Here is a 25,118-nt window from a genome sequence, read left to right as displayed (position 1 = left end):
CGTGTTCTAATACGGTCAGTCATCTTAGTTGGAGGAATGTTACATGCGTATTTTAGTTCAAAAATTCGGGGGGACATCATTATCTACCCCTGAAGCAAGACAACGCGTTATTCATCATATACGGCGAGAACTCGAACAAGGCTATCGCCTTGCAGTTGTCGTCTCTGCGATGGGACGTCGTGGTGAGCCATATGCAACAGATACCCTGCTTGAATGGACCGCGAACAATGGTAACGCATTGCCATCACGCGAGCAGGATTTATTGTTGTGCTGTGGTGAAATTATTTCAGCAACTACGTTGTGCAGTTTGCTACAGGCAGAAGGAATTGCATCAACTGTATTTACTGGAGCACAAGCAGGCTTCAAGACGGATGGTCATCATGGTAATGCTCGTATATTAGATGTGAAACCTGATCGGGTTCGTGAGGCGTTGGAAAACAATCAGGTTGCTATCGTAACGGGTTTCCAAGGGCAAACCGAGAACGGTGATTTCACGACATTGGGCCGCGGAGGCAGTGATACATCTGCTACTGCGCTTGGAACGGCATTGCGTGCTGAGATGGTTGACATTTATACGGATGTAAATGGAATTTTGACGGCAGATCCAAGGGTTGTTGAAGATGCGAAGCCGTTGTCGGTAGTTAGTTATGCAGAAATCTGCAACATGGCACATCATGGTGCCAAAGTTATACATCCGCGAGCAGTTGAAATCGCGATGCAGGCGCGTGTTCCTGTACGTGTGCGCAGCACGTTCTCGGATGAGGAAGGTACGCTCGTTACACATCCAGAATGCTTCAATCAAGTACAGGATGGTATCGTAGATCGCTATGTAACAGGTATTGCATATGTAAGTAACGTTACTCAAATTACGGTTGAGGCACAAGAAGGTGCGGTAGACCTTCAGCTTCACGTATTTAAGGCGATGGCTCATAATCAGATTAGTGTTGACTTTATTAATGTTACCCCTTCTGGGGCGGTATATACGGTATTTGATACAGATGCGCCAAAAGCGCTTGAAGTGCTGCATGACATGGGATATGCGCCAAAGTCCTTGTCTGGTTGTGCGAAGGTTTCCGTTATTGGCGGCGGTATAAATGGTGTACCTGGTATTATGGCTCATATCGTAGAAGCATTAACGAAACAAGAGATTCAAATTCTTCAATCTGCGGATTCGAATACGACGATTTGGGTACTAGTCCGGAAAGAGGATATGGTACGTGCTTTACGAGCATTGCATGCTAAGTTTGAACTACATCGATAGACAAGAATTCATGTAAATGAAGACATGACATAGATATAGAAATTGAGAGGCTGAGGCTTTTTATAAGGAGGTGTTCATTATGGATTTTGGCAGATTAATTACGGCTATGGTAACGCCATTCCATAATGATTTAACAATTGATTGGGAACAAACGGGCAGACTTATAGACTACTTGATTGAGGAGCAAAAGTCAGATAGCCTAGTTGTAAGCGGCACAACAGGTGAGTCCCCAACATTGACAGATGAGGAAAAAGTGCAATTATTCCAGTTTGCTGTTAAACATGCACGTGGACGCGCACGTATTATTGCAGGAACAGGAAGCAACAATACAGCTCATTCCATACATCTGACACAGGAAGCAGAGGCAGCAGGGGTGGACGGGATTCTGCTTGTCGTTCCTTATTACAATAAACCAAGTCAGGAAGGCATGTATCAGCATTTCAAAGCCATTGCGAGCGCAACAAAGCTCCCAGTTATGCTTTACAATGTGCCTTCACGTACCGTGTCCAGCATGAGTGTAGATACAACATTGCGTTTGGCTAATGATGTTCCGAATATTGTATCTACTAAAGAATGTGTATCTATTGACCAGATGGCTGAGATTGCTGCAAAGGCGCCTGAGCATTTCAAGGTGTACAGCGGTGATGATATCACAACATTGCCAGGACTCAGTGTCGGCATCTACGGTATCGTAAGTGTAGCCAGCCATGTCATTGGTTCGGAAATGAAATTGATGATTGAAGCCTTTGTTCAAGGTCGTAATCAAGATGCACTAGTATTGAACAATAAGCTTTCCCCTGTATTCAAAGGGCTGTTTAACTGTCCACACCCAGTTCCTAACCCAGTTGCGGTTAAACATGCGTTGAACCTGCAAGGTGTGGCAGTAGGTGGCGTTCGTTTGCCACTTGTGCAAGCAACGGAACAAGAACAAGAGTTTATTAAACAGTTGCTGGATTCAAATCGTACGTAAAGAATTCAATATAAGTAATAAAAAAGAAAGCGGCCTGTGGTCGCTTTCTTTTTTATTACTTTCACACAAATATAACTGAAATTTCGCAGTCAGCAGTCTCTGATTGCATGTTATGAAGCAAGAAATCAGGCATTGCTTAATATGATTTTGGTGATTATATAGGCCAATAAAAACGCTTGCTTGTGTTTTTCTCACACGTTCATGTATAATGAGTTACAAGTGACTGGGTGCGGTATATTTTACAAAAGAAAGATGTTCATTGGTGCGACGGCCAACTGAATATAGGAGGTTAAGATTGACATTGTCGAAGAAAAACAACTCGGATAAACTTTTAATTTTTGCATTGGGCGGCGTAGGTGAAATCGGTAAGAACATGTACGCAGTTCAATATGGCAATGACATCGTCGTTATCGACGCAGGGTTAAAATTCCCTGAAGAAGATATGCTTGGAATTGATATTGTTATTCCAGACATTTCATATTTAACAGAGAATCGTGATAAAGTAAGAGGAATATTGATTACGCACGGACACGAAGACCATATCGGCGGTTTGCCATATGTATTGCGTCACTTGAACGTTCCTGTGTATGGTACTCGTCTAACACTTGGTCTTATTGAGAGTAAGCTTAGAGAAGCAAACCTTCTTGGTGAAACGAAGCGTATCTTGATTACTGCTGACTCTGAAGTTCAGTTAGGATCTATGCGTGCGAGCTTCTTTAGAACGAATCACTCTATCCCAGACTCTGTTGGAGTATGTTTAGATACTCCTGAAGGGGCTGTCGTACATACGGGTGACTTCAAATTTGACCACACACCTGTTAATGAGCAATACGCTGATCTTCACCGCATGGCTGAGATCGGTAAAAAGGGTGTACTAGCTCTGTTATCAGACAGTACGAATGCTGAACGTCCAGGCTTCACGCCTTCAGAAAGCAGTGTTGGTGTTGAACTAGAAAATATCTTTAGCAAAGCTCAGCAGCGCGTCGTTGTTGCTACATTTGCTTCTAATATTCATCGTGTTCAGCAAGTTATTGATGCTGCATATGCAACAAACCGCAAGCTGACAGTAGTAGGAAGAAGTATGGTGAACGTCGTCTCCATCGCTTCAGAGCTAGGCTATTTGCACATTCCTGACGGAATGCTCATTGAGCCTGAAGAAGTAAACAAAATGGCAGCTGATCGTGTGGCTATTTTGTCAACAGGAAGCCAAGGAGAGCCGATGTCTGCATTGACGCGTATGGCGCGTTCTACGCATCGTAAAGTGGACATCCTTCCGGGTGATACAGTTGTAATCGCAGCAACGCCTATCCCAGGCAACGAGAAATATGTTGGTCGAACAGTTGATGAACTATTCCGACTAGGTGCAAATGTGATTTATGGCGGTTCGATGACTGGTGTTCACGTTTCTGGACACGGTAGCCAAGAAGAACTAAAACTAATGATCAACTTGATGAAACCGAAGTATTTCATCCCAGTTCACGGTGAATATCGTATGCTTCGTCATCATGCTAGATTGGCAGAATCAGTTGGCATTGAACCCGAAAATATCTTTATTACAGATATTGGTGAAACGATTGAGATTCAGAATGGAGTTGCTCGTCGCGGCTCTAAAGTACCATCTGGCTATGTACTTATAGATGGTCTTGGAGTTGGAGATGTAGGCAATATTGTTCTGCGCGACCGCAAGCTGTTGTCACAAGACGGTATTCTCGTCGTCGTCGTTACATTAAGCAAGCAGGACGGTACAATAATGTCTGGTCCAGATATTATTTCACGTGGATTTGTTTATGTTCGTGAATCTGAGGGTCTACTCGATGAAGCGAATCGCATTGTTACATCCACGCTGCACCGTCTTATGAATGAGAACGTCAATGAGTGGGCTTCACTCAAAACGCATGTGAAAGATGCTCTTGGTCGTTTCTTATACGAACAAACACGGCGCCGTCCGATGATACTTCCAATCATTATGGAAGTATAATAATTGATACAACTATTATATCGTGTGACCTTAGGTCGCGCTCACGTCACTGAATTCAGTCCTTTGCCTACCCGGCAAAGGACTTTTTTAGTGTTGTTCGTTCATCTGTTTCTTTTTCATATAGGAGATCGTCATGCTCTGTATGTACTTCTAATACTTCTACAGGAACACAATTATAAATATGCTGCATAACGATACAGTGGTCTACGCAAGCTAAGCGTATATTCCCAGACTGGAGGGAGAAGCTTGACAAAAGCACAGGATCTATCAACCTATAGCAAAATGGAAACAAGCTTAGATTTTACATCGATGTATAGATGGAATGTAGATGCATTAGAAGGATGGCTTCGCCAAGATGAGCCTCCACAAGCGCCACCGATCGAAGCACCATTGATCAAAGAAGCTCCACCTGCTATCCAAACAATACAGCAGTTGGGAACCGCATCGATTCCGAGCCCGGGCGAATCCAATATATATTGTTTGAATATTATTGGTCAGATTGAAGGTCACATCGTGCTTCCTCCACAAAACAAAACGACCAAGTATGAACATATTATTCCACAGCTTGTCGCAGCAGAACAAAATCCTAAAATTGAAGGCATTTTGATTATGCTGAACACTGTTGGAGGAGATGTTGAAGCGGGATTAGCAATCGCAGAGATGATATCGTCTTTGACGAAGCCAACTGTAACGCTTGTTCTCGGTGGTGGGCATAGTATAGGTGTACCTATTGCAACGTCAGGACAGGCATCATTTATAGCAGAAACCGCGACGATGACCATACATCCGATCCGTTTGACAGGCCTTGTTATCGGTGTGCCTCAGACATTTGAGTATTTGGATAAAATGCAGGAGCGGGTCGTTCGATTTGTTGTTGCGCATTCAAACATTTCAGATCAAACATTCAAGGAATTAATGTTTAAAACAGGAGAGCTGACTCGAGATATTGGAACAACGATTATTGGACCAGAGGCAGTTAAGCACGGGCTTATTGATGAAATTGGAGGGCTTGGTCAAGCTTTAAAGCGGTTGAATGAATTAATCGAAATGCGGAGACTCCCTTTAGGAGAGCAAGCTGCGTCTTTGCCGACATTAAGTAATGAAACAAAGCAGCCAATTCCTCCAACACCAAGATAGGGGAGATAGGTGATGACTCTTTATACCGTTATACCTGAAGAAGAAATATTTAAAAGCGCAAGCCAAGAGCAAACAGAGCAAGCCTATGAATTTCATGAAATGGCTTGGGAGGGGCGTTTGCTGCTTGTTGAGCGTCTTAATGATGATTATATTCGTGTGGAAAGAATTTTGCAGCCGTGCGGGATTCAAGATTTTTTAAATCCCTTCTTACAGCCAGGAACCGTTCTACAACTAAATAAAACGTAAACAACTCAATTAAAAATAGCGTGGATTGAAAGAACGAGTAAGCCCTGTTCATGATAACTACGCTATTTTGCGTGTCTGTCTCCAAAATGACCACAAAGCAGATAACGGCAGAACATAGTAAGAACGGCTGTTCTGTGATATAATGGCATGTGGAGGTGACAACAATTGGCCCGAAGAAAACGTAAAAAGCAGTCTTTAAGCAAGAGCCTAAAATATGAAATATACGGTATATTGCTCATAACGAGCTCTGTCATCGCGCTTTCTGGCGGAGCAGCCTTCGGACGAGCGTTGTCCAAGCTGTTCGGATTACTGCTTGGAAAGTTTTACTTTGTTATACCGCTTGTTCTTATTTATGTAGGTTTAGCTGTAATGATTAAACGGCAATGGCCTAACGGTTGGAGCGCAAGAAAGTCAGGATTATTAATAATCCTTATCGGATTCACGATGATGAGCACGATGAGTGCAGTAGAAATGCGGCTGCTTCCAGTAGCAGATGATATTAGTGCGGGAAGCATATTTCAAGCAATACATAACACAATGAAGGAAGAACTAATTACTGCTGCGGAAACGGGAACAGCAAGTGATATGTGGAATAAAGACATAAGCGGCGGGTATATAGGGGCAGCGCTATATTGCCTCGTTTTTGCATTATTTGGGGCATTAGGGACGAAGTTGTTAATAATCGTTCTATTTATTATTGGCTTTATGCTGGCAACCCAATTATCTTATGTCGAACTCGCGCAACTGATGCGCACGCAAATTAAAAAACTAATGAAGGCTATACATAAGCAGCGTAAGGCACGCATCAATGAGCGCAAAGTTCGTGAGGCTGAGCAGAAGAAACGAGAAGTCTCCAAGAACGATAACATTCCTGATTTCTCTGATGATGAAGATAGTGAAGAGTATGGTCCTCCACGTAAAGCATCTAAGACACCTGTGTTCTTTCAATTATTTGGCGATAGACGCAATGTCTCTAATGAGGACGAGCTGGTTGATGCAGATGATGAATGGTTAGATCGTTCATTGAAACGAAAAGGCAAACGGACGAAGGCTGAGTCTGCTGTTGAAGCAGAATGGACTGATGTGCCCAGCTCTGATGCAGATGCACGCACGGGGCGAGATGCGCAACATACACGTGGTTATCACAGTACGAGCAACGTTGACAACGATCCTTACGAAAATGAAGCTGAAGATCGTAATGGCCCATTGTTCCGAGACTTTATGTCCCCTGAATATGATGGTTGGAATCCCGCTGCTGATGGACAAATAGGGACGCAAGATGACGTAGATGAAGATTGGAACATTGAATTAGATAATGTGTCTGATGGCAAACAATCTACAACAGGCATGGTAGATGCTTCTTTACCTTCATTGCCACAGCTCCCAGCAGCAGGAGAGGAAGTATCTTCGACACTTGATGTAACGAATGGTATACAGCAAGACAGTGTCTCCAATGAGGAAGAGATTGTAGTCCCAGTTAAACCGCCCGTTAAGCCGTACAAATTGCCGAACTTCTCTTTGCTGGCCAAACCACAAGGCAGCGGCAAAGGAGGAGAGCAAGCGGACTTCATGCAAACTGCTCGTAAGCTAGAAGCTACATTGGAGAGCTTCAGTGTTCGAGCTAAGGTGTTAGAAGTTGTTCGTGGACCTGCAGTCACTCGTTATGAGATTCAGCCTGATATTGGAGTCAAGGTTAGTCGTATTGTAAGCCTGTCTGACGATATTGCATTGGCCTTGGCTGCTAAGGATATTCGGATGGAAGCGCCAATCCCAGGCAAGTCTGCAATCGGAATTGAAGTGCCTAACAATGAAGTGTCAATAGTTACGATGCGTGAAGTTATGGAAACACCGACATTTGTCGATGCCAACTCGAATATAACGATTGCACTCGGGCGTGATATTTCAGGAGCACCTATTATAGGCAATTTAGCCCGGATGCCTCACTTGCTCGTTGCGGGTGCTACCGGATCAGGTAAGTCAGTTTGCATTAACGGGATCATTACAAGTATTTTGTATAAAGCAAAGCCTGACGAAGTAAAGTTTCTAATGATCGATCCTAAGATGGTTGAGCTGAACGTGTATAATGGCATTCCGCATTTGTTAGCACCTGTCGTAACCGATCCTCGTCGCGCATCTTTAGCGCTGAAGAAGATTGTAGTCGAAATGGAAAAGCGATATGAGTTATTCTCCAAGTCTGCTACAAGAAATATCGAAGGCTACAACAAACTGGTCGGAGATGACAAAGAGAAATTACTACCTTATATCGTCGTTATTGTGGACGAGTTGGCTGACTTGATGATGGTTGCTGCGAATGACGTTGAAGATGCAATCTGTCGTTTGGCCCAAATGGCGCGTGCAGCGGGCATTCACCTTATAATCGCGACTCAAAGACCGTCTGTTGACGTAATTACAGGCGTTATCAAGGCGAACATCCCGTCCCGTATTGCATTCGGTGTATCTTCACAAGTGGATTCCCGTACAATTCTAGACATGGCTGGTGCTGAGAAGCTGCTTGGTCGAGGGGATATGCTGTATCTTCCTATGGGCTCTTCGAAGCCGCAACGGGTTCAGGGCGCATTCTTATCTGATCCAGAGGTAGAGGCCGTGGTGTCATTCTGTCGAGATCAAGGAACGGCGGAATACAATGAAGATTTGGTTCCTGAGATTGATGACCTTGCTTCATTTGATGGGGAGCCGGTTGATGAATTGTTCGAGCAGGCTGTTACGATCGTGCTTGAAGGACAACAAGCGTCTGCGTCGTTATTGCAGCGCAGATTGCGTGTTGGGTACAACCGTGCGAGCCGGCTCATTGAATCGATGCAGATGCAAGGGATTATAGGGCCTCCTGATGGAAGTCGTCCGCGTGAAGTCTTGATGACTTTGGAGCAATATCAACAAACAAAGTTGTCTTCCTAAAAGACGTGTATAGAACATAATCCGTTATCTCATAATAAAGTTGCCAATACTGTCAAACCAAGAACGAAAGAGGTAACGATGATGAGAAAACGGATAATCTGGATTACCGTCTGTATGGTATGCATCCTGTTCGGGGCTTATCAGTATACACATATGTCAGATAGTACTGCTGCCTTTAGTGGAGCCCAATTGCAATCTGGCTCTAGAGGACAAGACGTAACGGAGTTACAAGGACGTCTTTCCTTTTTGGGATATTACTACGGCAAAGTAGACGGTGTATTTGGAAGCAAGACGCAAGGTGCTGTAAAATGGTTTCAATCTCAGTTCGGATTGAAGGTTGATGGAATTGTAGGTTCAAAGACACGCTCCAAATTAGTAAAGGCTACGAAAAATTGGAGCCCATCATCTAAGACTTCAAAACCGCCGCAAGCATCAACAGGAAAACCTAAGTCTAAGCCAAGCGGCTCCAATAATTTGGGATTAACCGAAAATGACTTGAAGCTTATGGCAAATGCGGTTTATGGAGAAGCCCGCGGAGAGCCGTATGAAGGGCAAGTAGCTGTAGCTGCAGTTATTATAAACCGCATAAAGTCACCAAGTTTCCCTAACACAGCTGCAGGAGTCATATTCCAGCCACGTGCCTTTACGGCAGTTGCTGATGGACAAATTTATTTGACCCCTAATGAAAAAGCACGACAAGCTGTGCAAGATGCAGTTGATGGATGGGACCCATCTGGTGGCTGCTTGTACTATTTTAATCCGGTGACAGCAACATCCAAATGGATATGGACACGTCCGCAAGTGAAGACTATCGGCAAACATATCTTTTGCATGTAGAGCACACCAGCGGAGTCTATTTACAACGTATATCGACGGTAAGGGTACGATCCATCCATAAACATGAAGCAGAGCAGCAACAGCTGCATTTTTACGAAAATAAACATTCATTGCACAAGCGAAGAAGCGGTTAGCCTAACGGCACTGCTTCTTCCTTTTGTATAATGCGTCATTTAGAAGTAAGATGTTGATATGTTAATAACATGCATATACTGTATGTGAGGATATGATTTAATTGATTTAGAGCTAACATCTTGATGTAAGGACAATTAACTGACAGAGAAAAGGAGATTGCCTATCGTGAAGGTTCGCCAACAAGCATTTGAACGAGGTGTTGTGAACGGTATTCGTATCCATGTAATGCCGAGTAAGCGATTCAAGACTTTTGCCATCGGTGCCTATATCGGTGTTCCCTTAAAGGAGGAGACGGTTACAGCTGTTGGCTTGACGCCATTCGTATTGAGACGCGGTACAACTTCTTTGCCTGAAACGATCCAGTTTCGTGAACGTCTAGATGAGCTGTATGGAGCAGGATTTGGCTTTGATGTATATAAGCGAGGGGACTATCAAATTGTTCAGTTTCGCATGGACATCATAAATGATGCATTTGTTAACACGACAAAACCATTATTGGAGCAAGGCTTTCAATTTTTAGGTGAAGCGATTACAGCTCCTGTCGTAGAACAGGAAAAGTTTCGAGATAAATATGTTCATGAGGAAAAAGAGACGGTGCGCAAGCGCTTGGAGGCGATCGTAAACGATAAGATTCGCTATGCTCAAGAACGATGCGTGGAAGAGATGTGCAAGGATGAACCTTATCGACTCCATCCGCTAGGAAGCCGTGATGAAGTGAAGAAAGTTGAGTCGAAACCTTTATATGATACGTATAAATGGTGGCTTGAGCATGCTAGCATCGATATTTATGTCATTGGTGATACCGATCTTTCTACCGTACAATCGTATGTAGAAAAGTATTTTCAAGTGCAGCGTACCCAAGATGTAGCTTATATCCGCTCATTGTCTGTTCCGCGTACAGGGGATCCTCGTTATGTAACCGACAGATTGGATGTTACGCAAGGCAAGCTTAATATGGGTCTCCGCTCCACCATTACGTATCATGACGATAAATATCCTGCGGCCCTGTTGTACAATGGAGTATTGGGCAGCTATCCACATTCCAAATTATTTATCAATGTGCGTGAGAAGAACAGTCTTGCTTACTATGCTTCATCCCGCTTTGATGGACATAAAGGTATTTGTACGATTCAGTCAGGCGTAGAATTTGACAAGATTGACAAAGCCTCAACGATTATCCAAGAACAGCTGGAAGTGATGCGTCAAGGACGTATTGAGTCATTGGAGCTAAGTCAAACGAAAGCGATGATCGCCAATCAATTGAGAGAAATAGATGATTCTGCTTTTGAAATGATAAGCTTTGATTTCAATCGTGTCCTATCGGGACGTGAAAGAACTACCTCCAGCTTAATTGAACAATTGGGAGATGTTACTGCTGATGAGATACAGACTGCGGCAGCAACGTTTCATCTCGATACGATTTATGTCTTACGCAATCGGGAGGAAAAGAAGTGATGAATAAGCGGGAGTACAATCGCATCCAAGAGACACTTTACTATGAGCGTATGGACAATGGTTTAGATGTTTATGTTTTACCAAAGCCAGGTTTTCAGAAAACATATGCGACTTTTTCTACTCGATATGGTTCCATCGACAATCATTTTAAGGTAGAAGGTGAGGAACCTGTCCAAGTACCAGATGGAATCGCACATTTTTTAGAACATAAAATGTTTGAGGAGCCCGAAGGAGATGTATTCACTTCCTTTGCCCAACAAGGTGCTTCTGCAAACGCCTTTACAACATTTGATCGTACGGTATATTTATTTTCTGCTACTGATCAAATTGAAAAGAACATAACCACTTTGATTGATTTTGTGCAAAATCCTTATTTCTCCGTAGAAAGTGTAGAGAAAGAAAAAGGCATTATCGAGCAAGAGATCAATATGTATCGTGATAATGCGGATTGGAGAGCGTACTTCGGACTTATTGAAGCAATGTATCAGCGCCATCCGATTTATATTGACATTGCAGGTACGGTTGAATCGATACAAGAAATTACGAGAGACACGCTTCTTCAGTGCTACCATACTTTCTATCACCCTTCTAATATGATGCTATTTATTGTGGGTGGTGTAGAGCCAGAGCAAATATTTGAGTTAGTGCGCGGGAATCAAGCAGCCAAGTCTTTTTCAAAACAAGGGGAAATCGAACGATTCTTCGATGAGGAGCCGTTACAAGTACGAACGCCTCGCAAAGTAACGAGCTTGCCTGTGTCGATGGCTAAATGCTTGTTCGGATGTAAAGAAGAGCGCCCAGGCTTAGAAGGAAAAGCATTGCTAGAGCATGAGCTGGCGACACGCATTATGCTTGATCTTATGTTGGGCAGCAGTACAAAACTATCCCAGACGCTTTATGAAGAAGGGCTAACTTCAGATAATATCGGATACGAATATAATTGTGATACAAACACAGCGTTTACGATCATTGGGGGAGAGACACAAGATCCTGATGAGCTAATAAAGCGGGTCAAGGAAGCAATTGAAGCTCAGAAAAAAGTAGGGTTTTCACAAGAGGCATTCGAACGGACACGAAATAAGCGTATTGGAACGTATATGCGTTTGTTGAATTCTCCGGAATCGATTGCAAATGAATTCACAAAGCATACGTTTCGCGGGACTGATTTGTTTGATATACTGGATGTATATGAGCATGTAACCTTAGAACAAATCAATCAACGTTTACAAGACCATTTTAAATGGGAGCAGTTAGCTGTCTCCATTGTGGAACAAAAGACAGAAGAATGATTCGGCAACAGCGATATAACATCTGGGCGTACTTCACTTATGCGGAAGTGCGCCTTATGTATGTGCATACAGGGAGAAGAGGAGAACTGGATGATGAAGGCTTTAACAGAGACGACCGTTCTAATAACAGGCGGAAGTCGGGGAATTGGGGCTGCTACTGCTGAACGTTTCGCTGCAGAGGGAGTACGTATAGCGATACACTATCATCAGGCCCATGAAGCAGCTAATGAGGTAGCACGACGTTGCATGGCAAGAGGCAGTGAAGTATTAACGATTGCAGCAGATATTCGCAGCCGAGAACAGCTTGTGCGCATGAAGGAACAGCTGGATATACATGGTTTTGCACCAGATATACTTGTCAATAATGCTGGCAATTCGACATACGGTCTTTTTACAGATGTAACGGATGAAGAATGGGAGGACTGTATGTCCGTCAATCTCAAAGGTCCGTTCCGATGCGCACAGCTTTTTGTGCCGCATATGATCCGTCAGCAGTATGGACGTATTATTAACGTATCTTCCATATGGGGCGTGACTGGAGCATCCTGTGAGGTGTTGTATTCGACAGCCAAGGGTGGTATTAACGCTTTTACAAAAGGACTTGCTAAGGAACTCGCCCCATCGGGCATTACGGTTAATGCGGTTGCTCCTGGTGCGGTGCAGACGGACATGCTGTCTCACTTAGCAATGGAGGATAAGGCTGCACTTGAGACGGAAATACCTGCTGGTCGTTTAGGTACGCCACAGGAGATTGCTTCATTGATTTATTTCCTTTCGTTGCCTGAGTCCGCATACATTAATGGTCAGATTATTAGTCCCAACGGTGGCTGGCTTACGTAGTACGTTTTTTGAACCTTCCATATCAATGTTCATTGGTCAGTGGTGATGTGCATCACATGCATAAGTTTTTAACGTTCGCACATATTACAAATGCGCGATGTTTCGCCCATTGAATTGAGCAGCTGGTCAGGAGGTATGGAATATGTCATCTGTATTAGAAAACTTTGATTCTTGGAAAAAATTTCTTGGTGAGCGTGTTCAGCAAGCGAAAAAAGTAGGTCTAAGCGAAGAAACCATTTCTAAGCTTGCATACGAAATCGGTTCTTTTTTAGATGAAAAGGTATCGCCCCAGAATGAGCAAGAGCATGCCATTAAGGAACTGTGGGATGTTGGAGACGAGCAGGATAAAAAGACGATTGCTCGTTTAATGGTTAAGCTTGCGGAACAAAAAGGCTGACACAATTGAGCGGACAGAAGCGGGAAAAGCTATCTGGCCGCTCTTTTTCTACTGCCCCATGAATACGTGCTCACAATCTGTTATAATAAGGTCATTCTACCTTGAAGAGTAAGATTACATCTATAAATTATAATTTTCGTTAATTTTCGACAAGGTCTGTGGCATTTATGTCTCAATTATTGTAGAATGGAAGCGGATAACGCAGAATGGGGTTGTGTTATGGAGTATAAACAGTGGTACATGGAGTATAAAATACATAAAAATCGTCCCGGCTTGCTAGGAGATATTGCCTCGTTGCTTGGGATGTTGGAAGTCAATATATTGACGATAAATGGTGTTGAAGGTAAGACAAGAGGAATGCTGCTCCAGACAGATGATGATGAGAAGATTCAGCTCATGGGACAAATGATGAAGAAAGTAGATAACATCACGATTACTGCGCTTCGTCAACCTAAGTTAGTTGATATTTTGGCTGTTCGTCATGGTCGCTATATTGAACGGGACAGTGATGACCATAAGACATTTCGTTTTACCCGTGATGAGCTAGGTCTGCTCGTCGATTTTCTTGGTGAAATTTTCAAGCGAGACGGCCATCAGGTTATAGGCTTGCGTGGAATGCCGCGTGTTGGTAAGACGGAATCCATAATAGCTGGCAGTGTATGTGCTATGAAGCGCTGGACATTTGTGTCGTCCACCTTGCTTAGACAGACGGTGCGCAGTCAAATGTCTGAAGAGGAAAGTCAGCCGAATAATATATTCATTATTGATGGAATCGTTTCTACGATTCGTTCTAATGATAAGCACGAGTTGCTTCTGCAAGAAGTAATGAATATGCCTTCGACTAAAGTGATTGAACATCCAGACATCTTTGTTCGGGAAACGCAGTATGATTATGACTTTTTCGATTATATTATTGAGCTGCGGAACACTCCGGAAGAAGAAATTACGTATGAAACGTTTACGCTGAATTATAACGATTTATAATATATATAGGAATCATAACTAGCTCGGATATTATTTGGTGTAGGAGGTGAGAATGTGTCAGAACTTGGGCAAATGTTGAAAAAAGCTCGACTTGAAAAAGGATTATCTTTAGATGACGTACAAGAAGCAACAAAGATTCGCAGACGATATTTGGAAGCGATCGAAGAGGGAGACTATAATGTTCTTCCAGGTTCGTTCTATGTACGGGCGTTTGTAAAGACTTATGCAGAAACGGTCGGATTGAACCCGGATGAAATTTTACAATATTATCGGAATACAATGCCGGTAGAAGAGCAAGAACAGCCTGTCGAACCGATGATCCGAAATAAGCGCAAAGTACAACATAGTGAAGGTTTTGGAAAATGGGCAACAACACTGTTAATGTGGTCATTTGTCATATTAATACTGGTTATTCTCTATATTGTTGCGAATCAGGCTTCTAAAGGCGATGAATCGAAAAGCATCGATAACACTAATGTTTCCGAAGGCGCGCAACAGCCTGCTGAAAATACAGGGAATGCAGGGAACGGAAGCAATGGTAATACAGAAGAGCCTGTACCTCCTACTGAACAAGAACCTGTAACAGAACCAGAGCAGAATCAAGAGATGCTAATTGTTCAGGAAAGTTCAACTTCACGTATGAATACGTTCGTCGTAGCTGCGCCTGGTGATCAGCCTTTAAAGGTTGAAATTAAAGGTGTGGGCGGAGATAGTTGGCTTGGCGTCACTGAACGGGATCAGAACGGTAAGCGATTGTTCTGGAATACGCTTGAAAATGGTAAATCTCAAGTTGTTGATATAACAGAACAAGGCGTTAATATCCGAACTGGACGAGCTGACCTTATTGAGGTAATCGTAAATGGTCAAACTCTTGATGATGGTGATAAGACGAGTTCGAAGACGATACGGGTTAGAGCGGTGTCTGAGGAGGAAGCTAAGCAACTTCAAGAACAGGCTGGGACAAGCAATACAGGTGCGGCTACTGAGACACCATAGCCTTATAACAAAACGAACTGCTGATTCCGTGCTGAATGGATGAATCGTCATTTCATGTTCCATTTTTGAAGCATATTTGATTTGGCTTCGGAGAGAATAGGACTGCGGCGAATATTCTCATGAACAGCGAGGTGTCGATTATGGCGGTTAGTTGGGGTGTAGCAGCTATTGGTGTTGTCGTGAGCTTGTTAGGTTATTATTTGACGCCTAGTGCATGGGGCTTTGGAATCATGGGGTTCGGTCTAGCACATGTCCTCCTAGGAATATTGGACATGTTTCGAGCACCTTCTCGTGCCCGATATTAGCGCCGTACAATCGGATGAAAGCACTGGGGCATTCCTATCGCAGTTTGCGTGCAAAGGAATGCCCTTGTGTTGTTATAGATTAGGATACGAAATTTAAGGAGGCATACATATGGCTGAATATTCATTTGATATTACAAGTAAGACTGATCTGCAAGAAGTAAGCAACGCCATTACACAGGCTGAGCGCGAAATCGCTACTCGCTTTGACTTTAAAGGCAGTAAAAGTGCGATGTCATTGGAAAAAGAGGAGCTTGTACTTGTATCGGATGATGATTACAAGCTGAAAAGTTTGATCGATATTTTAGAGTCCAAGCTAATTAAACGTGGAGTTTCTATCAAGAACATGGATTTCGGCAAAATCGAACCAGCTTCAGGTGGTACTGTACGCCAACGTGTTCGTTTAAAGCAAGGAATTGAGCAAGATGTTTCTAAAAAGATTAACGTACTAATCCGCGATTCTAAGCTTAAAGTAAAAAGCCAGATTCAAGGTGATCAACTGCGGGTAACAGGAAAAAATAAGGATGATCTCCAATCTGTTATGAAACTGTTGCGTGAAGCGAATTTGCCATTGGATTTACAATTTACTAACTATCGCTAGCACTCCATAGATTAATTTCTAAGTATATTGATTTTATCATAGTCGACTTAAGGGCCATGCGAGGGCGCATACTTGTTTTGCATTTTGACTATAGCATTTGCTCTGTATTATACTTATTAAGAAAACTTAATAATTACAGAGGTATATTACGATTCAAATAGAGGTATGTTTGAATTGTATTACCATAGTGGGAGATGCATTTATGGCAGACAAGCATACAATCATGGCATTGAAACAATCGGTCATTGCACATGCACATGAGCTTTACTTGGCCGGGGAGGGTGTTTAGTTGAATCTGGCTAACAAGATTACATTGGCGCGTATTTTTCTCGTTCCAATCATGATGTTCTTTTTACTGGTGAACGTTGATTATTTCCCGCCGATCCGTATAGACGAATTTTATATTACGTACAACCAGATAATTGCGGCGCTAATTTTCATCATTGCTGCGAGTACGGATGGTTTGGATGGATACATAGCGCGTAAGCGCAAAATGGTAACCAATCTGGGCAAGCTGCTTGATCCGCTGGCGGATAAGCTGCTAGTTGCAGCTGTTCTAATTTCACTTGTGGAAATGGGCAAATGTGATGCGTGGATCGCTGTTGTTATCATTAGCCGGGAATTTGCTGTAACAGGCTTGCGCCAAGTTGCCTTGCTTGAAGGCACTGTTGTTGCTGCGAGCACGTGGGGCAAATGGAAGACTGCCATCCAAATTACAGCTATTATTGCTATGTTGTTGAATAACTTCCCGTTTGCTTTCATCGGATTCCCATTTGATGTAGTTGCAACATGGGCAGCCGCGCTGATTACGGTATATTCAGGGATTGACTATTTTGTAAAGAATAAAAAGGTGCTGCGACTCTCTTAGCACTGAAAGATTGGCAGCAGGCTTGAGCTCAGTTTATTTTGAGCGGCCTGCTGCCTTTGATATTTGTAAGGTTCATACTTATAAAATGATGGTGGTGGGCGTAAGATGAAAGCGGAAATGATAGCCGTTGGAACAGAATTGCTGCTCGGTCAGATTGTAAATACGAATGCACAGTTTTTGTCGCAGCAACTTGCCCTGTTGGGTATAGATGTATATTACCAGACGGTCGTGGGAGATAATCCTCATCGAATGAAAGAAGTTGTTGATACGGCGCGAAAGCGAGCGGATATCGTTATTTTAACAGGCGGGCTTGGACCGACTATGGATGATATAACAAAAGAAGTCGTAGCGGATCTGCTTGGACGAAAAATAAGCATTTACAAACCAGGTTTAGAGAAGATTGAGAATATGTTCCGTGAGCGCGGTATTCATATGGTAGAGAGCAACAAGCGCCAAGCAGATTCGATTGAAGGCGCGTTCCCATTGGATAATGAAGCGGGGCTTGCAATTGGCAATGCAATAGTTGCTGATGGTACCACGTACTTGCTTCTGCCTGGTCCGCCAAAAGAAATGAAGCCTATGTTTCTTAATGTCGCAGTTCCTTGGCTGAAGCAGCATGTGCTTCAGGAAGCACAGGCCCTATACACGCGCATGTTAAAATTTGCTGGTATTGGTGAATCGAATTTAGAAGAACAATTAAAAGATTTGATAGCGGGACAGACAGATCCTACCATTGCTCCTTACGCAAAGGAAGGCGAAGTATTGATTCGATTAGCGACGAAAAGTGTTTCACAAGATGAAGCTAATCGCAAATTGGACCAGTTGGAGTTGCTTATACGATCACGTCTGGAATCATATATTTATGCAATAGCGGATTTGCCGCTTGAAAGTATTGTTGTTGACTTGATGACCACGCGCGGATTAACGTTGGCTTCGGCTGAGAGTTGTACAGGCGGACTATTTGCTGAAACGATTACTTCGGTTTCTGGAGTAAGTGCAATGTATCTTGGTGGAGTTGTCACCTATACAAATGATATGAAGCATCGGTTGCTAGGTATTCCAATGAATGTTTTGGAAGGTGAGGGTGCTCCAGGTGCCATTAGTGAACAAACGGCAACGTTAATGGCTGAGGGTGTGTTGGAGCGTACAAATGCGGATATTGCAATCTCGATCACGGGTGTTGCAGGTCCGACTGAATCAGAAGGAAAGCCTGTAGGGCTCGTATATATAGGTATTGCTGAACGCGATAAGAATACCGTAGTTGAGTCTTTGCGAATAAATGGTAATCGAGAGATGGTTCGTGTGCGTACCGTTAAAACGGTATTGCATCGATTGTGGAAAATGCTAAAGCAGCAAGCTGATTAAAAGTGGTTTACATCTGATATGCGCGTGTTTATGTGCGTTTGGTAGTTACGTGGATGTGTTGCTTGTTATTCGCTCTAGTTGATCATATAATAGATGTACGTTTAAGAAGCGGAGGAACCGCAATGTACCAAGTGTGTTGGTGCGTTGCGGTTTTTTGTATATCAACGCTTTTTCGCCATTTTAACAGTCTATTTTATTGAGATTTATCTGGATGAGGTTGGAAGGAGAGGATAGAAAAAAACGAATGTATGTTCGAAAAAATGCTTGTGCATCGTCTCGAAAAAAGGTATGATAAGAGTACAAAATGAATGAAGGATGTGAGTGTGTGTCAGATCGCAAAGCAGCATTAGAGATGGCATTACGTCAAATAGAAAAGCAATTCGGTAAAGGTTCCATCATGAAGTTGGGCGAATCCAATCATATGCAGGTTGAGATCGTACCAAGTGGATCTTTAGCGTTGGATATAGCGCTCGGCACAGGTGGACTTCCTCGCGGGCGTATCGTTGAAGTGTACGGACCAGAATCTTCAGGTAAGACGACAGTTGCTCTGCACGCTATTGCTGAAGTGCAGAAGACTGGTGGACAAGCTGCGTTTATTGATGCGGAGCATGCGCTTGATCCGCAGTACGCAAGCAAGCTTGGTGTTAATATTGATGAACTACTTCTATCTCAGCCAGATACAGGTGAGCAGGGGCTAGAGATTGCTGAGGCGCTTGTTCGCAGTGGTGCTGTTGATATTATCGTTATTGACTCTGTTGCGGCACTCGTTCCAAAGGCTGAGATTGAGGGTGACATGGGTGATTCCCACGTTGGTCTTCAAGCTCGTCTTATGTCCCAAGCACTTCGTAAGCTATCTGGTGCGATCAGCAAATCGAAGACGATTACAATCTTCATTAACCAGTTGCGTGAGAAGGTTGGGGTTATGTTTGGTAACCCTGAGACAACTCCGGGCGGTCGCGCATTGAAGTTCTACTCTTCTGTGCGTCTAGATGTTCGTCGCGTTGAGACGATTAAGCAAGGAAACGATATGGTCGGTAACCGTACTCGAATTAAGGTTGTGAAGAACAAAGTAGCTCCTCCATTCAAACAAGCAGATATCGATATTATGTACGGTGAAGGAATTTCCAAGGAAGGCAGCATCGTCGATATTGGAACGGAGATGGACATCGTTCAGAAGAGTGGTGCTTGGTACTCCTATGAGGGCGAACGTTTGGGTCAAGGCCGCGAAAATGCGAAGCAATTCTTGAAAGAGAATGTGGAAATGTCTCTAAAGATCGAGAACTTAATTCGTGAAGCTAGCAACTTGACTACGGTTATCCCTGCATCTTCTCAGGACGAAACTGATGAGGACGAGGAAGAATTGTTGGCATTGGATGCTGAATAATTGGATGATGGACAAGCACCTTGCCAAATGGTAAAGGTGCTTGTCTTTGTTGTAGTTGCCGCGTTACTTGTTTAGAAAAGCACCTTCCTTATTGCGGCAGGTCACAGAAAAGCCAATGAGGGGGATATAGATGCAGCAAGATGAGACGATAATAGTAAAAGTTCAGCTGGATGAGAAACAGCGTAATCGATACATCATTTTTTTTGAGCATGCTGAGCCAATTAATGTACATGAAGATACAATAGTTAAGTATCGACTTACGAAAGGGTCAGAAGTGTCTATTTCCTTTCTAGAGGAGATTATACGAGCAGATGAGCAGCATAAAGGCTACATCCAGGCTTTGACCTACTTGCAGCGCAAGCCTCGTACACGAATGGAAATGGCTAAGTATTTGCAACAGAAGGAATACGACGACGAGACGATACCTATCGTATTGGATAGGTTGGAGCGTGAATGGCTTGTAGATGATGCTGCGTATGCAGAGCAGTGGGCAGAACAACGAATTACTCGACATAGCAAGGGCAGCCGCTGGGTTCGACATGAGCTGAAACAAAAAGGCGTGCATGAGAATCATATACGTGCAGCCATGGATTCCATCGACCCGGATCAGGAATGGGAAAGTGCAGTTGGAGCCGCTGCGAAGAAGTGGCGTCAAACGCGTGGGGAAACGTATATTCGAAAGAATAAAGTTGCAGCCTACTTAGCAAGAAGAGGTTTTTCAAGTGAAATGTCGCGAAAGGCAGCTCAACTGGTGGCTGATGAGTCAGTCAGAAATGATCAAGATGAAGAGACTTGGTAAAAGAGAAGTTGAGCTTTGCTTGACAATATCTTTTCCTCAATAATAAAATGAACATGTATCTTTATTTTCACGAAATCAATTTCCCCTTCCAGAAGTTGATTTTAGCTGATTCATTTCGCCAATGTCATAGTTCCGATTGTCACTATGTAGGGGTGATGATCGTGTGTGCGAATGCATGCAATTTTACCGCCATCTTAGGGGTGCCGGTCGATCCATGAGTATGAATCAATTGAAACTGTAACAACACAAATGAAACCTGTCCCAAGCAGTGCTTGGAGTAACCAACGGGGAGGTGAGGCAATGAACGTCAACATTTGGCTCGCAATCGTTCTCGTTGTGGCTGCATTGTTCTTGGGGTTTGGAATCGGTTATCTGATTCGCAAATCACTGGCGGAAGCGAAAATAACGAGTGCTGAGCACGCTGCAGAACAAATCGTGGATAACGCACGTAAGGAAGCGGAGGCACTGAAGAAAGAAACAGTGCTCGAAGCGAAAGACGATGTCCACAAAGTTCGCACCGAAGCGGAGAAAGATATCCGTGAACGCCGGAACGAAATTCAACGTCAAGAAAGACGAATCGTACAAAAAGAAGAGTCGTTGGATAAAAAGTTAGATTCGCTCGAACGTAAAGAGGAACAACTAGCTAACAAAGAGAAACAGATTGAAGAGACACAAGAACAAGTTGAGCGCATCCATCAACAGCAAGTTTCGGAATTGGAGCGCATATCGAATCTGTCCATGGAAGACGCTAGACAGATTATTTTGACGAATGTTGAGCAAGAAGTTCGTCATGAGACAGCTCAAATGATTAAAGAAATCGAGCAACAAGCTCGAGAAGAGGCGGACAAGCGCTCACGTAATATTATTACGCTAGCAATCCAGCGCTGTGCAGCTGACCATGTGGCTGAAACTACGGTATCTGTCGTTGCTTTGCCGAACGAAGAGATGAAAGGCCGTATTATCGGTCGTGAAGGTCGTAACATTCGCGCATTGGAGACGCTTACGGGTATTGATCTTATTATTGACGATACTCCAGAAGCGGTTATCTTGTCTGGGTTCGATCCAATTCGTCGTGAGATTGCTCGAACATCACTTGAGAAGCTGGTTGCAGACGGACGTATTCACCCAGCACGTATCGAAGAGATGGTCGATAAATCACGCAAAGAAGTGGACGAGCGCATTCGTGAATATGGTGAACAAGCTACATTTGAGGTGGGCGTGCATGGTCTGCATCCTGACTTAATTAAAATTCTTGGTCGCCTGAAATTCCGTACAAGCTATGGACAGAATGTACTTAAGCATTCCATGGAGGTTGCGTATCTGGCAGGCTTGATGGCTGGAGAGCTTGGAGAAGATGTAACTCTTGCTAAGCGCGCAGGCTTACTACACGATATTGGAAAAGCGTTAGATCATGAGGTTGAAGGATCTCACGTTGAGATTGGTGTAGAGTTGGCGAAGAAGTACAAAGAACATCCTGTCGTTATTAACAGTATTGCATCCCATCATGGCGATTGCGAAGCAACGTCGATTATCGCAATGCTCGTCGCTGCTGCAGATGCATTGTCTGCTGCAAGACCGGGAGCTCGTCGCGAAACGCTCGAAACATATATCAAACGACTGGAGAAGTTAGAAGATATCTCTGAATCGTTCGAAGGTGTTGAGAAATCTTACGCGATTCAAGCTGGACGCGAAGTTCGTGTCATGGTACAGCCTGAGAAGATTGATGATACGGAAGCGTATCGTCTTGCTCGCGAGATTACGAAAAAAATCGAGAGTGAACTGGATTATCCAGGGCACATTAAGGTTACAGTTATCCGCGAGACTCGAGCGGTGGAATACGCCAAATAATAATAGACGTATAGGACTTGGAGAAGTGGCCGCGTCGGCCACTTCTCCGTTTGTTAAGGAGGACTTGTTTCCGATGAAAGTATTGTTTATTGGTGATATTGTGGGCAACACGGGACGCAAAGCAGTGAAGACGCTGCTTCCGGAGTTGAAGAGCAAATATAACCCGCATATTATCATTGCGAATGCAGAAAATGCTGCAGGTGGACGCGGCGTTACTGCTGCAATTATTAAAGAATTCGCAGATCTAGGTGTTCATGGATTTACGATGGGGAATCATACTTGGGATAACCGTGATATATTTGAATGGATCGATGACGACAAACGTGTCGTTCGTCCGGCCAACTTCCCTCCTGGAACGCCTGGAAGAGGAATGACGACAATTAAGGCTAATGGTAAAGAACTAGTCATTCTGAATCTTCAAGGGCGGACATTCCTGCCGGCAATCGACTGTCCTTTCCGTACTGCGGACGAGTTGTTGGAGCGTGCAGGAAAGCAGTCCAAAGCGATTCTAGTCGATTTCCATGCCGAAGCGACGTCTGAGAAAATCGCGATGGGCTGGCATTTGGATGGCCGAGCATCTTTTGTTGTTGGTACACATACGCATGTGCAAACGAATGATGATACGATTTTGCCAAATGGAACAGGATATTTGACAGACTGTGGGATGGTAGGTTCCAAAGAAGGCGTGCTAGGGATGGAACGTGATGCGGTGCTTCGTAAGTTCAAAACCCAGCTGCCCGTTCGCTTTACGGTTTGTGAAGGGAAATGGCACTTCCATGCTGTATTTGTTGAGATTGATGATTCAACAGGAAAAGCAGTGCGGATTAACAAGATCCGTATCCGTGAAGATGAGTGGATAATGAGCTAGTAATATGAATATTTCGAGAACCTTGGCTGTATACATGCTATAAGCAGCTAAGGTTCTTTTTTTTTGCTTGCCCAGGTTAGCCCCGAGGTTCTGCTTTGGCTAATTGGGGTATAGGGATATATTGGTGGTATTTTTAGCCTGTTTACGAATATGTTGTAATAGTGGAATCAACCATTATTCCCGAGGAGGTACTTTCATGGAAGTATTAAAAGTTTCAGCAAAATCCAATCCAAATTCGGTAGCTGGTGCGTTAGCAGGGGTTTTGCGTGAAAGGGGAGCGGCCGAACTGCAGGCAATTGGTGCAGGTGCTTTGAACCAAGCAATTAAGGCCGTCGCCATTGCACGGGGATTTGTTGCGCCAAGCGGTGTAGATTTGATTTGCATTCCGGCATTCACCGATATTGTGATTGATGGTGAAGATCGTACAGCGATCAAATTAATTGTAGAGCCAAGATAAGAGAGGATGTAGGCAGCTAAGATGGAAACTGCGAAGAGAACGTACTAACCTGTTTACGCTGTAAGCAGGTTTTTTGCTGTATATTTTTCTAGAAACAAAAACCTTGTACGTACCTAATTGGGTACATCTTAATATACACGAAGATGCCTAGAACGCTGGAATAGGCTATAATGGAATGCAGCGATAGGAGACTGATGGAAGAGATAGAAGGGATGAAAATCGCATGAATTCAAAAATCATTGATTTCCATTGTGATGTACTTTATAAAATGCTTTATGAGAATAAGGTTGATTTTGAAAAGGCAGAATTGATGGATATTACACTGCCGCGATTGAAGCAAGGTCAGGTTGGTATGCAAGTATTTGCTCTTTATTTAGAAGCGGCTCCTTTAATAGGCCCTCCACGGTTTGCCCAAGTACTGCGCGCTATTGATTTGTTTCGCGAGCAAATTGCTGTGCTGCCGGAAATGTATTGGGTGAAATGGAAAGAGGATTTGGAGACATTAGAACAAAACCATTCGTTGATCGGATCGATTCTCTCTTTGGAGGGGGTAGATGCGCTAGAAGGAGATATGGTTTATGTACGTACGTTGTATGAGCTTGGCGTACGATTTATTGGCTTGTCTTGGAATCATGCGAACTGGGCGGTAGATGGAGCTGGAGAGCCGCGTTCTGGTGGATTTACGAGAGAAGGATGGCAGCTAATTGAAGAGTGTGATCGATTAGGAATTGTACTTGATGTGTCGCATTTGAATGAACGTGCGTTCTGGGAACTGATGGACGGTACAACACGACCGGTCATTGCCTCGCATTCCAACTGTGCTTCCTTACAACCGCATCCTCGCAATCTGACAGACGATCAGATTCGTGCCATTATCGCACGGGACGGTAGAATAGGTGTGACGTATGTGCCACTTTTCGTAGCAGAAAAAGAACTTGTCACGATAGAGGACTTGCTGGGGCATATCGATCATATTATTCAATTAGGTGGAGAGAATCATCTGATGCTTGGCTCAGATTTTGACGGCATTGATGACAAAATTCAAAACTTAGAGCATGCTGGGCATCATCCAAACTTACTTGCGATGATTGAGCAGCGCTATGGAAATGCAATAATGAACAAAATTGCATATGAGAACGCAAATAGGTTCCTAAAGACGTATTTACCACAGCGGGCATAGCAAAA

At 43.6% G+C, this 25,118-nt stretch carries 23 protein-coding genes; all 23 read left to right on the top strand.

Annotated features, from left to right (window positions below; translation table 11 throughout):
• Positions 1-43 precede the first annotated feature (43 nt).
• On the top strand, positions 44-1,261 hold the full coding sequence (gene dapG / locus FPZ44_RS13220; protein WP_144990887.1) for an aspartate kinase: 1,218 nt from the start codon (positions 44-46) through the stop codon (positions 1,259-1,261).
• A 79-nt stretch (positions 1,262-1,340) separates the two neighbouring features.
• A complete protein-coding gene (gene dapA / locus FPZ44_RS13215; protein ID WP_144990885.1) occupies positions 1,341-2,231 on the top strand; it encodes a 4-hydroxy-tetrahydrodipicolinate synthase in 891 nt (296 codons plus the stop codon).
• Positions 2,232-2,532: 301 nt separating this feature from the next.
• On the top strand, positions 2,533-4,209 hold the full coding sequence (locus tag FPZ44_RS13210; protein WP_144991837.1) for a ribonuclease J: 1,677 nt from the start codon (positions 2,533-2,535) through the stop codon (positions 4,207-4,209).
• Positions 4,210-4,518: 309 nt separating this feature from the next.
• Positions 4,519-5,346 carry a ClpP family protease gene (locus tag FPZ44_RS13205; RefSeq protein WP_144991836.1) on the top strand — a complete coding sequence of 276 codons (828 nt, stop codon included), beginning with the start codon at positions 4,519-4,521 and terminating at the stop codon, positions 5,344-5,346.
• Positions 5,347-5,358: 12 nt separating this feature from the next.
• A complete protein-coding gene (locus FPZ44_RS13200; RefSeq protein ID WP_144990883.1) occupies positions 5,359-5,592 on the top strand; it encodes a YlzJ-like family protein in 234 nt (77 codons plus the stop codon).
• 165 nt (positions 5,593-5,757) lie between these two features.
• A complete protein-coding gene (locus tag FPZ44_RS13195; protein WP_144990881.1) occupies positions 5,758-8,508 on the top strand; it encodes an FtsK/SpoIIIE family DNA translocase in 2,751 nt (916 codons plus the stop codon).
• An 81-nt stretch (positions 8,509-8,589) separates the two neighbouring features.
• Positions 8,590-9,345, top strand: coding sequence for a spore cortex-lytic enzyme (gene sleB / locus FPZ44_RS13190; protein WP_144991835.1), 756 nt, complete (start codon positions 8,590-8,592; stop codon positions 9,343-9,345).
• A 300-nt stretch (positions 9,346-9,645) separates the two neighbouring features.
• A complete protein-coding gene (gene yfmF / locus FPZ44_RS13185; protein ID WP_418789146.1) occupies positions 9,646-10,935 on the top strand; it encodes an EF-P 5-aminopentanol modification-associated protein YfmF in 1,290 nt (429 codons plus the stop codon).
• Complete coding sequence (gene yfmH, locus FPZ44_RS13180; RefSeq protein ID WP_144991833.1) at positions 10,935-12,224, top strand: EF-P 5-aminopentanol modification-associated protein YfmH; 1,290 nt, start codon at positions 10,935-10,937, stop codon at positions 12,222-12,224. Before yfmF ends, yfmH begins: the two co-directional genes overlap by 1 nt.
• 93 nt (positions 12,225-12,317) lie before the next feature.
• Positions 12,318-13,064 carry an elongation factor P 5-aminopentanone reductase gene (ymfI, locus tag FPZ44_RS13175; protein ID WP_144991832.1) on the top strand — a complete coding sequence of 249 codons (747 nt, stop codon included), beginning with the start codon at positions 12,318-12,320 and terminating at the stop codon, positions 13,062-13,064.
• A gap of 142 nt (positions 13,065-13,206) precedes the next feature.
• Positions 13,207-13,461, top strand: a complete 255-nt coding sequence (locus FPZ44_RS13170) for a DUF3243 domain-containing protein (RefSeq protein WP_144990879.1) — start codon at positions 13,207-13,209, stop codon at positions 13,459-13,461.
• Between the two features lie 219 nt (positions 13,462-13,680).
• Positions 13,681-14,445: a DUF3388 domain-containing protein gene (locus FPZ44_RS13165; RefSeq protein WP_144990876.1), complete on the top strand. Its 765-nt coding sequence runs from the start codon at positions 13,681-13,683 to the stop codon at positions 14,443-14,445.
• Between the two features lie 54 nt (positions 14,446-14,499).
• Positions 14,500-15,441 carry a helix-turn-helix domain-containing protein gene (locus tag FPZ44_RS13160; protein WP_144990875.1) on the top strand — a complete coding sequence of 314 codons (942 nt, stop codon included), beginning with the start codon at positions 14,500-14,502 and terminating at the stop codon, positions 15,439-15,441.
• A 140-nt stretch (positions 15,442-15,581) separates the two neighbouring features.
• Positions 15,582-15,746, top strand: a complete 165-nt coding sequence (locus FPZ44_RS13155; protein WP_144990873.1) for a DUF4175 domain-containing protein — start codon at positions 15,582-15,584, stop codon at positions 15,744-15,746.
• A gap of 109 nt (positions 15,747-15,855) precedes the next feature.
• Entirely contained in the window at positions 15,856-16,344 is a 489-nt protein-coding gene (locus FPZ44_RS13150; RefSeq protein WP_144990870.1) for a YajQ family cyclic di-GMP-binding protein, read from the top strand.
• Positions 16,345-16,633: 289 nt separating this feature from the next.
• Positions 16,634-17,212, top strand: coding sequence for a CDP-diacylglycerol--glycerol-3-phosphate 3-phosphatidyltransferase (gene pgsA / locus FPZ44_RS13145; protein ID WP_144990868.1), 579 nt, complete (start codon positions 16,634-16,636; stop codon positions 17,210-17,212).
• A 105-nt stretch (positions 17,213-17,317) separates the two neighbouring features.
• Positions 17,318-18,577, top strand: coding sequence for a competence/damage-inducible protein A (locus tag FPZ44_RS13140; protein ID WP_144990866.1), 1,260 nt, complete (start codon positions 17,318-17,320; stop codon positions 18,575-18,577).
• Between the two features lie 325 nt (positions 18,578-18,902).
• The gene (recA, locus tag FPZ44_RS13135) at positions 18,903-19,961 is read left to right on the top strand and encodes a recombinase RecA (RefSeq protein ID WP_144990864.1); all 1,059 of its coding nucleotides are present in this window, start codon (positions 18,903-18,905) and stop codon (positions 19,959-19,961) included.
• A gap of 130 nt (positions 19,962-20,091) precedes the next feature.
• Positions 20,092-20,760: a regulatory protein RecX gene (locus FPZ44_RS13130; RefSeq protein WP_144990862.1), complete on the top strand. Its 669-nt coding sequence runs from the start codon at positions 20,092-20,094 to the stop codon at positions 20,758-20,760.
• A 300-nt stretch (positions 20,761-21,060) separates the two neighbouring features.
• Positions 21,061-22,608, top strand: coding sequence for a ribonuclease Y (rny, locus tag FPZ44_RS13125; protein WP_144990860.1), 1,548 nt, complete (start codon positions 21,061-21,063; stop codon positions 22,606-22,608).
• Positions 22,609-22,681: 73 nt separating this feature from the next.
• The gene (locus FPZ44_RS13120; protein WP_144990858.1) at positions 22,682-23,476 is read left to right on the top strand and encodes a TIGR00282 family metallophosphoesterase; all 795 of its coding nucleotides are present in this window, start codon (positions 22,682-22,684) and stop codon (positions 23,474-23,476) included.
• 196 nt (positions 23,477-23,672) lie between these two features.
• Positions 23,673-23,933: a stage V sporulation protein S gene (locus FPZ44_RS13115; protein WP_006286829.1), complete on the top strand. Its 261-nt coding sequence runs from the start codon at positions 23,673-23,675 to the stop codon at positions 23,931-23,933.
• 223 nt (positions 23,934-24,156) lie between these two features.
• On the top strand, positions 24,157-25,113 hold the full coding sequence (locus FPZ44_RS13110; protein ID WP_144990856.1) for a dipeptidase: 957 nt from the start codon (positions 24,157-24,159) through the stop codon (positions 25,111-25,113).
• Positions 25,114-25,118 lie beyond the last annotated feature (5 nt).

The organism is Paenibacillus agilis (genome assembly GCF_007786455.1).
Classification (GTDB): domain Bacteria; phylum Bacillota; class Bacilli; order Paenibacillales; family Paenibacillaceae; genus Paenibacillus_B; species Paenibacillus_B agilis.
The sequence above is the reverse complement of the archived record's forward strand: the minus strand, read 5'-3'. Positions and strand labels throughout refer to the sequence as shown.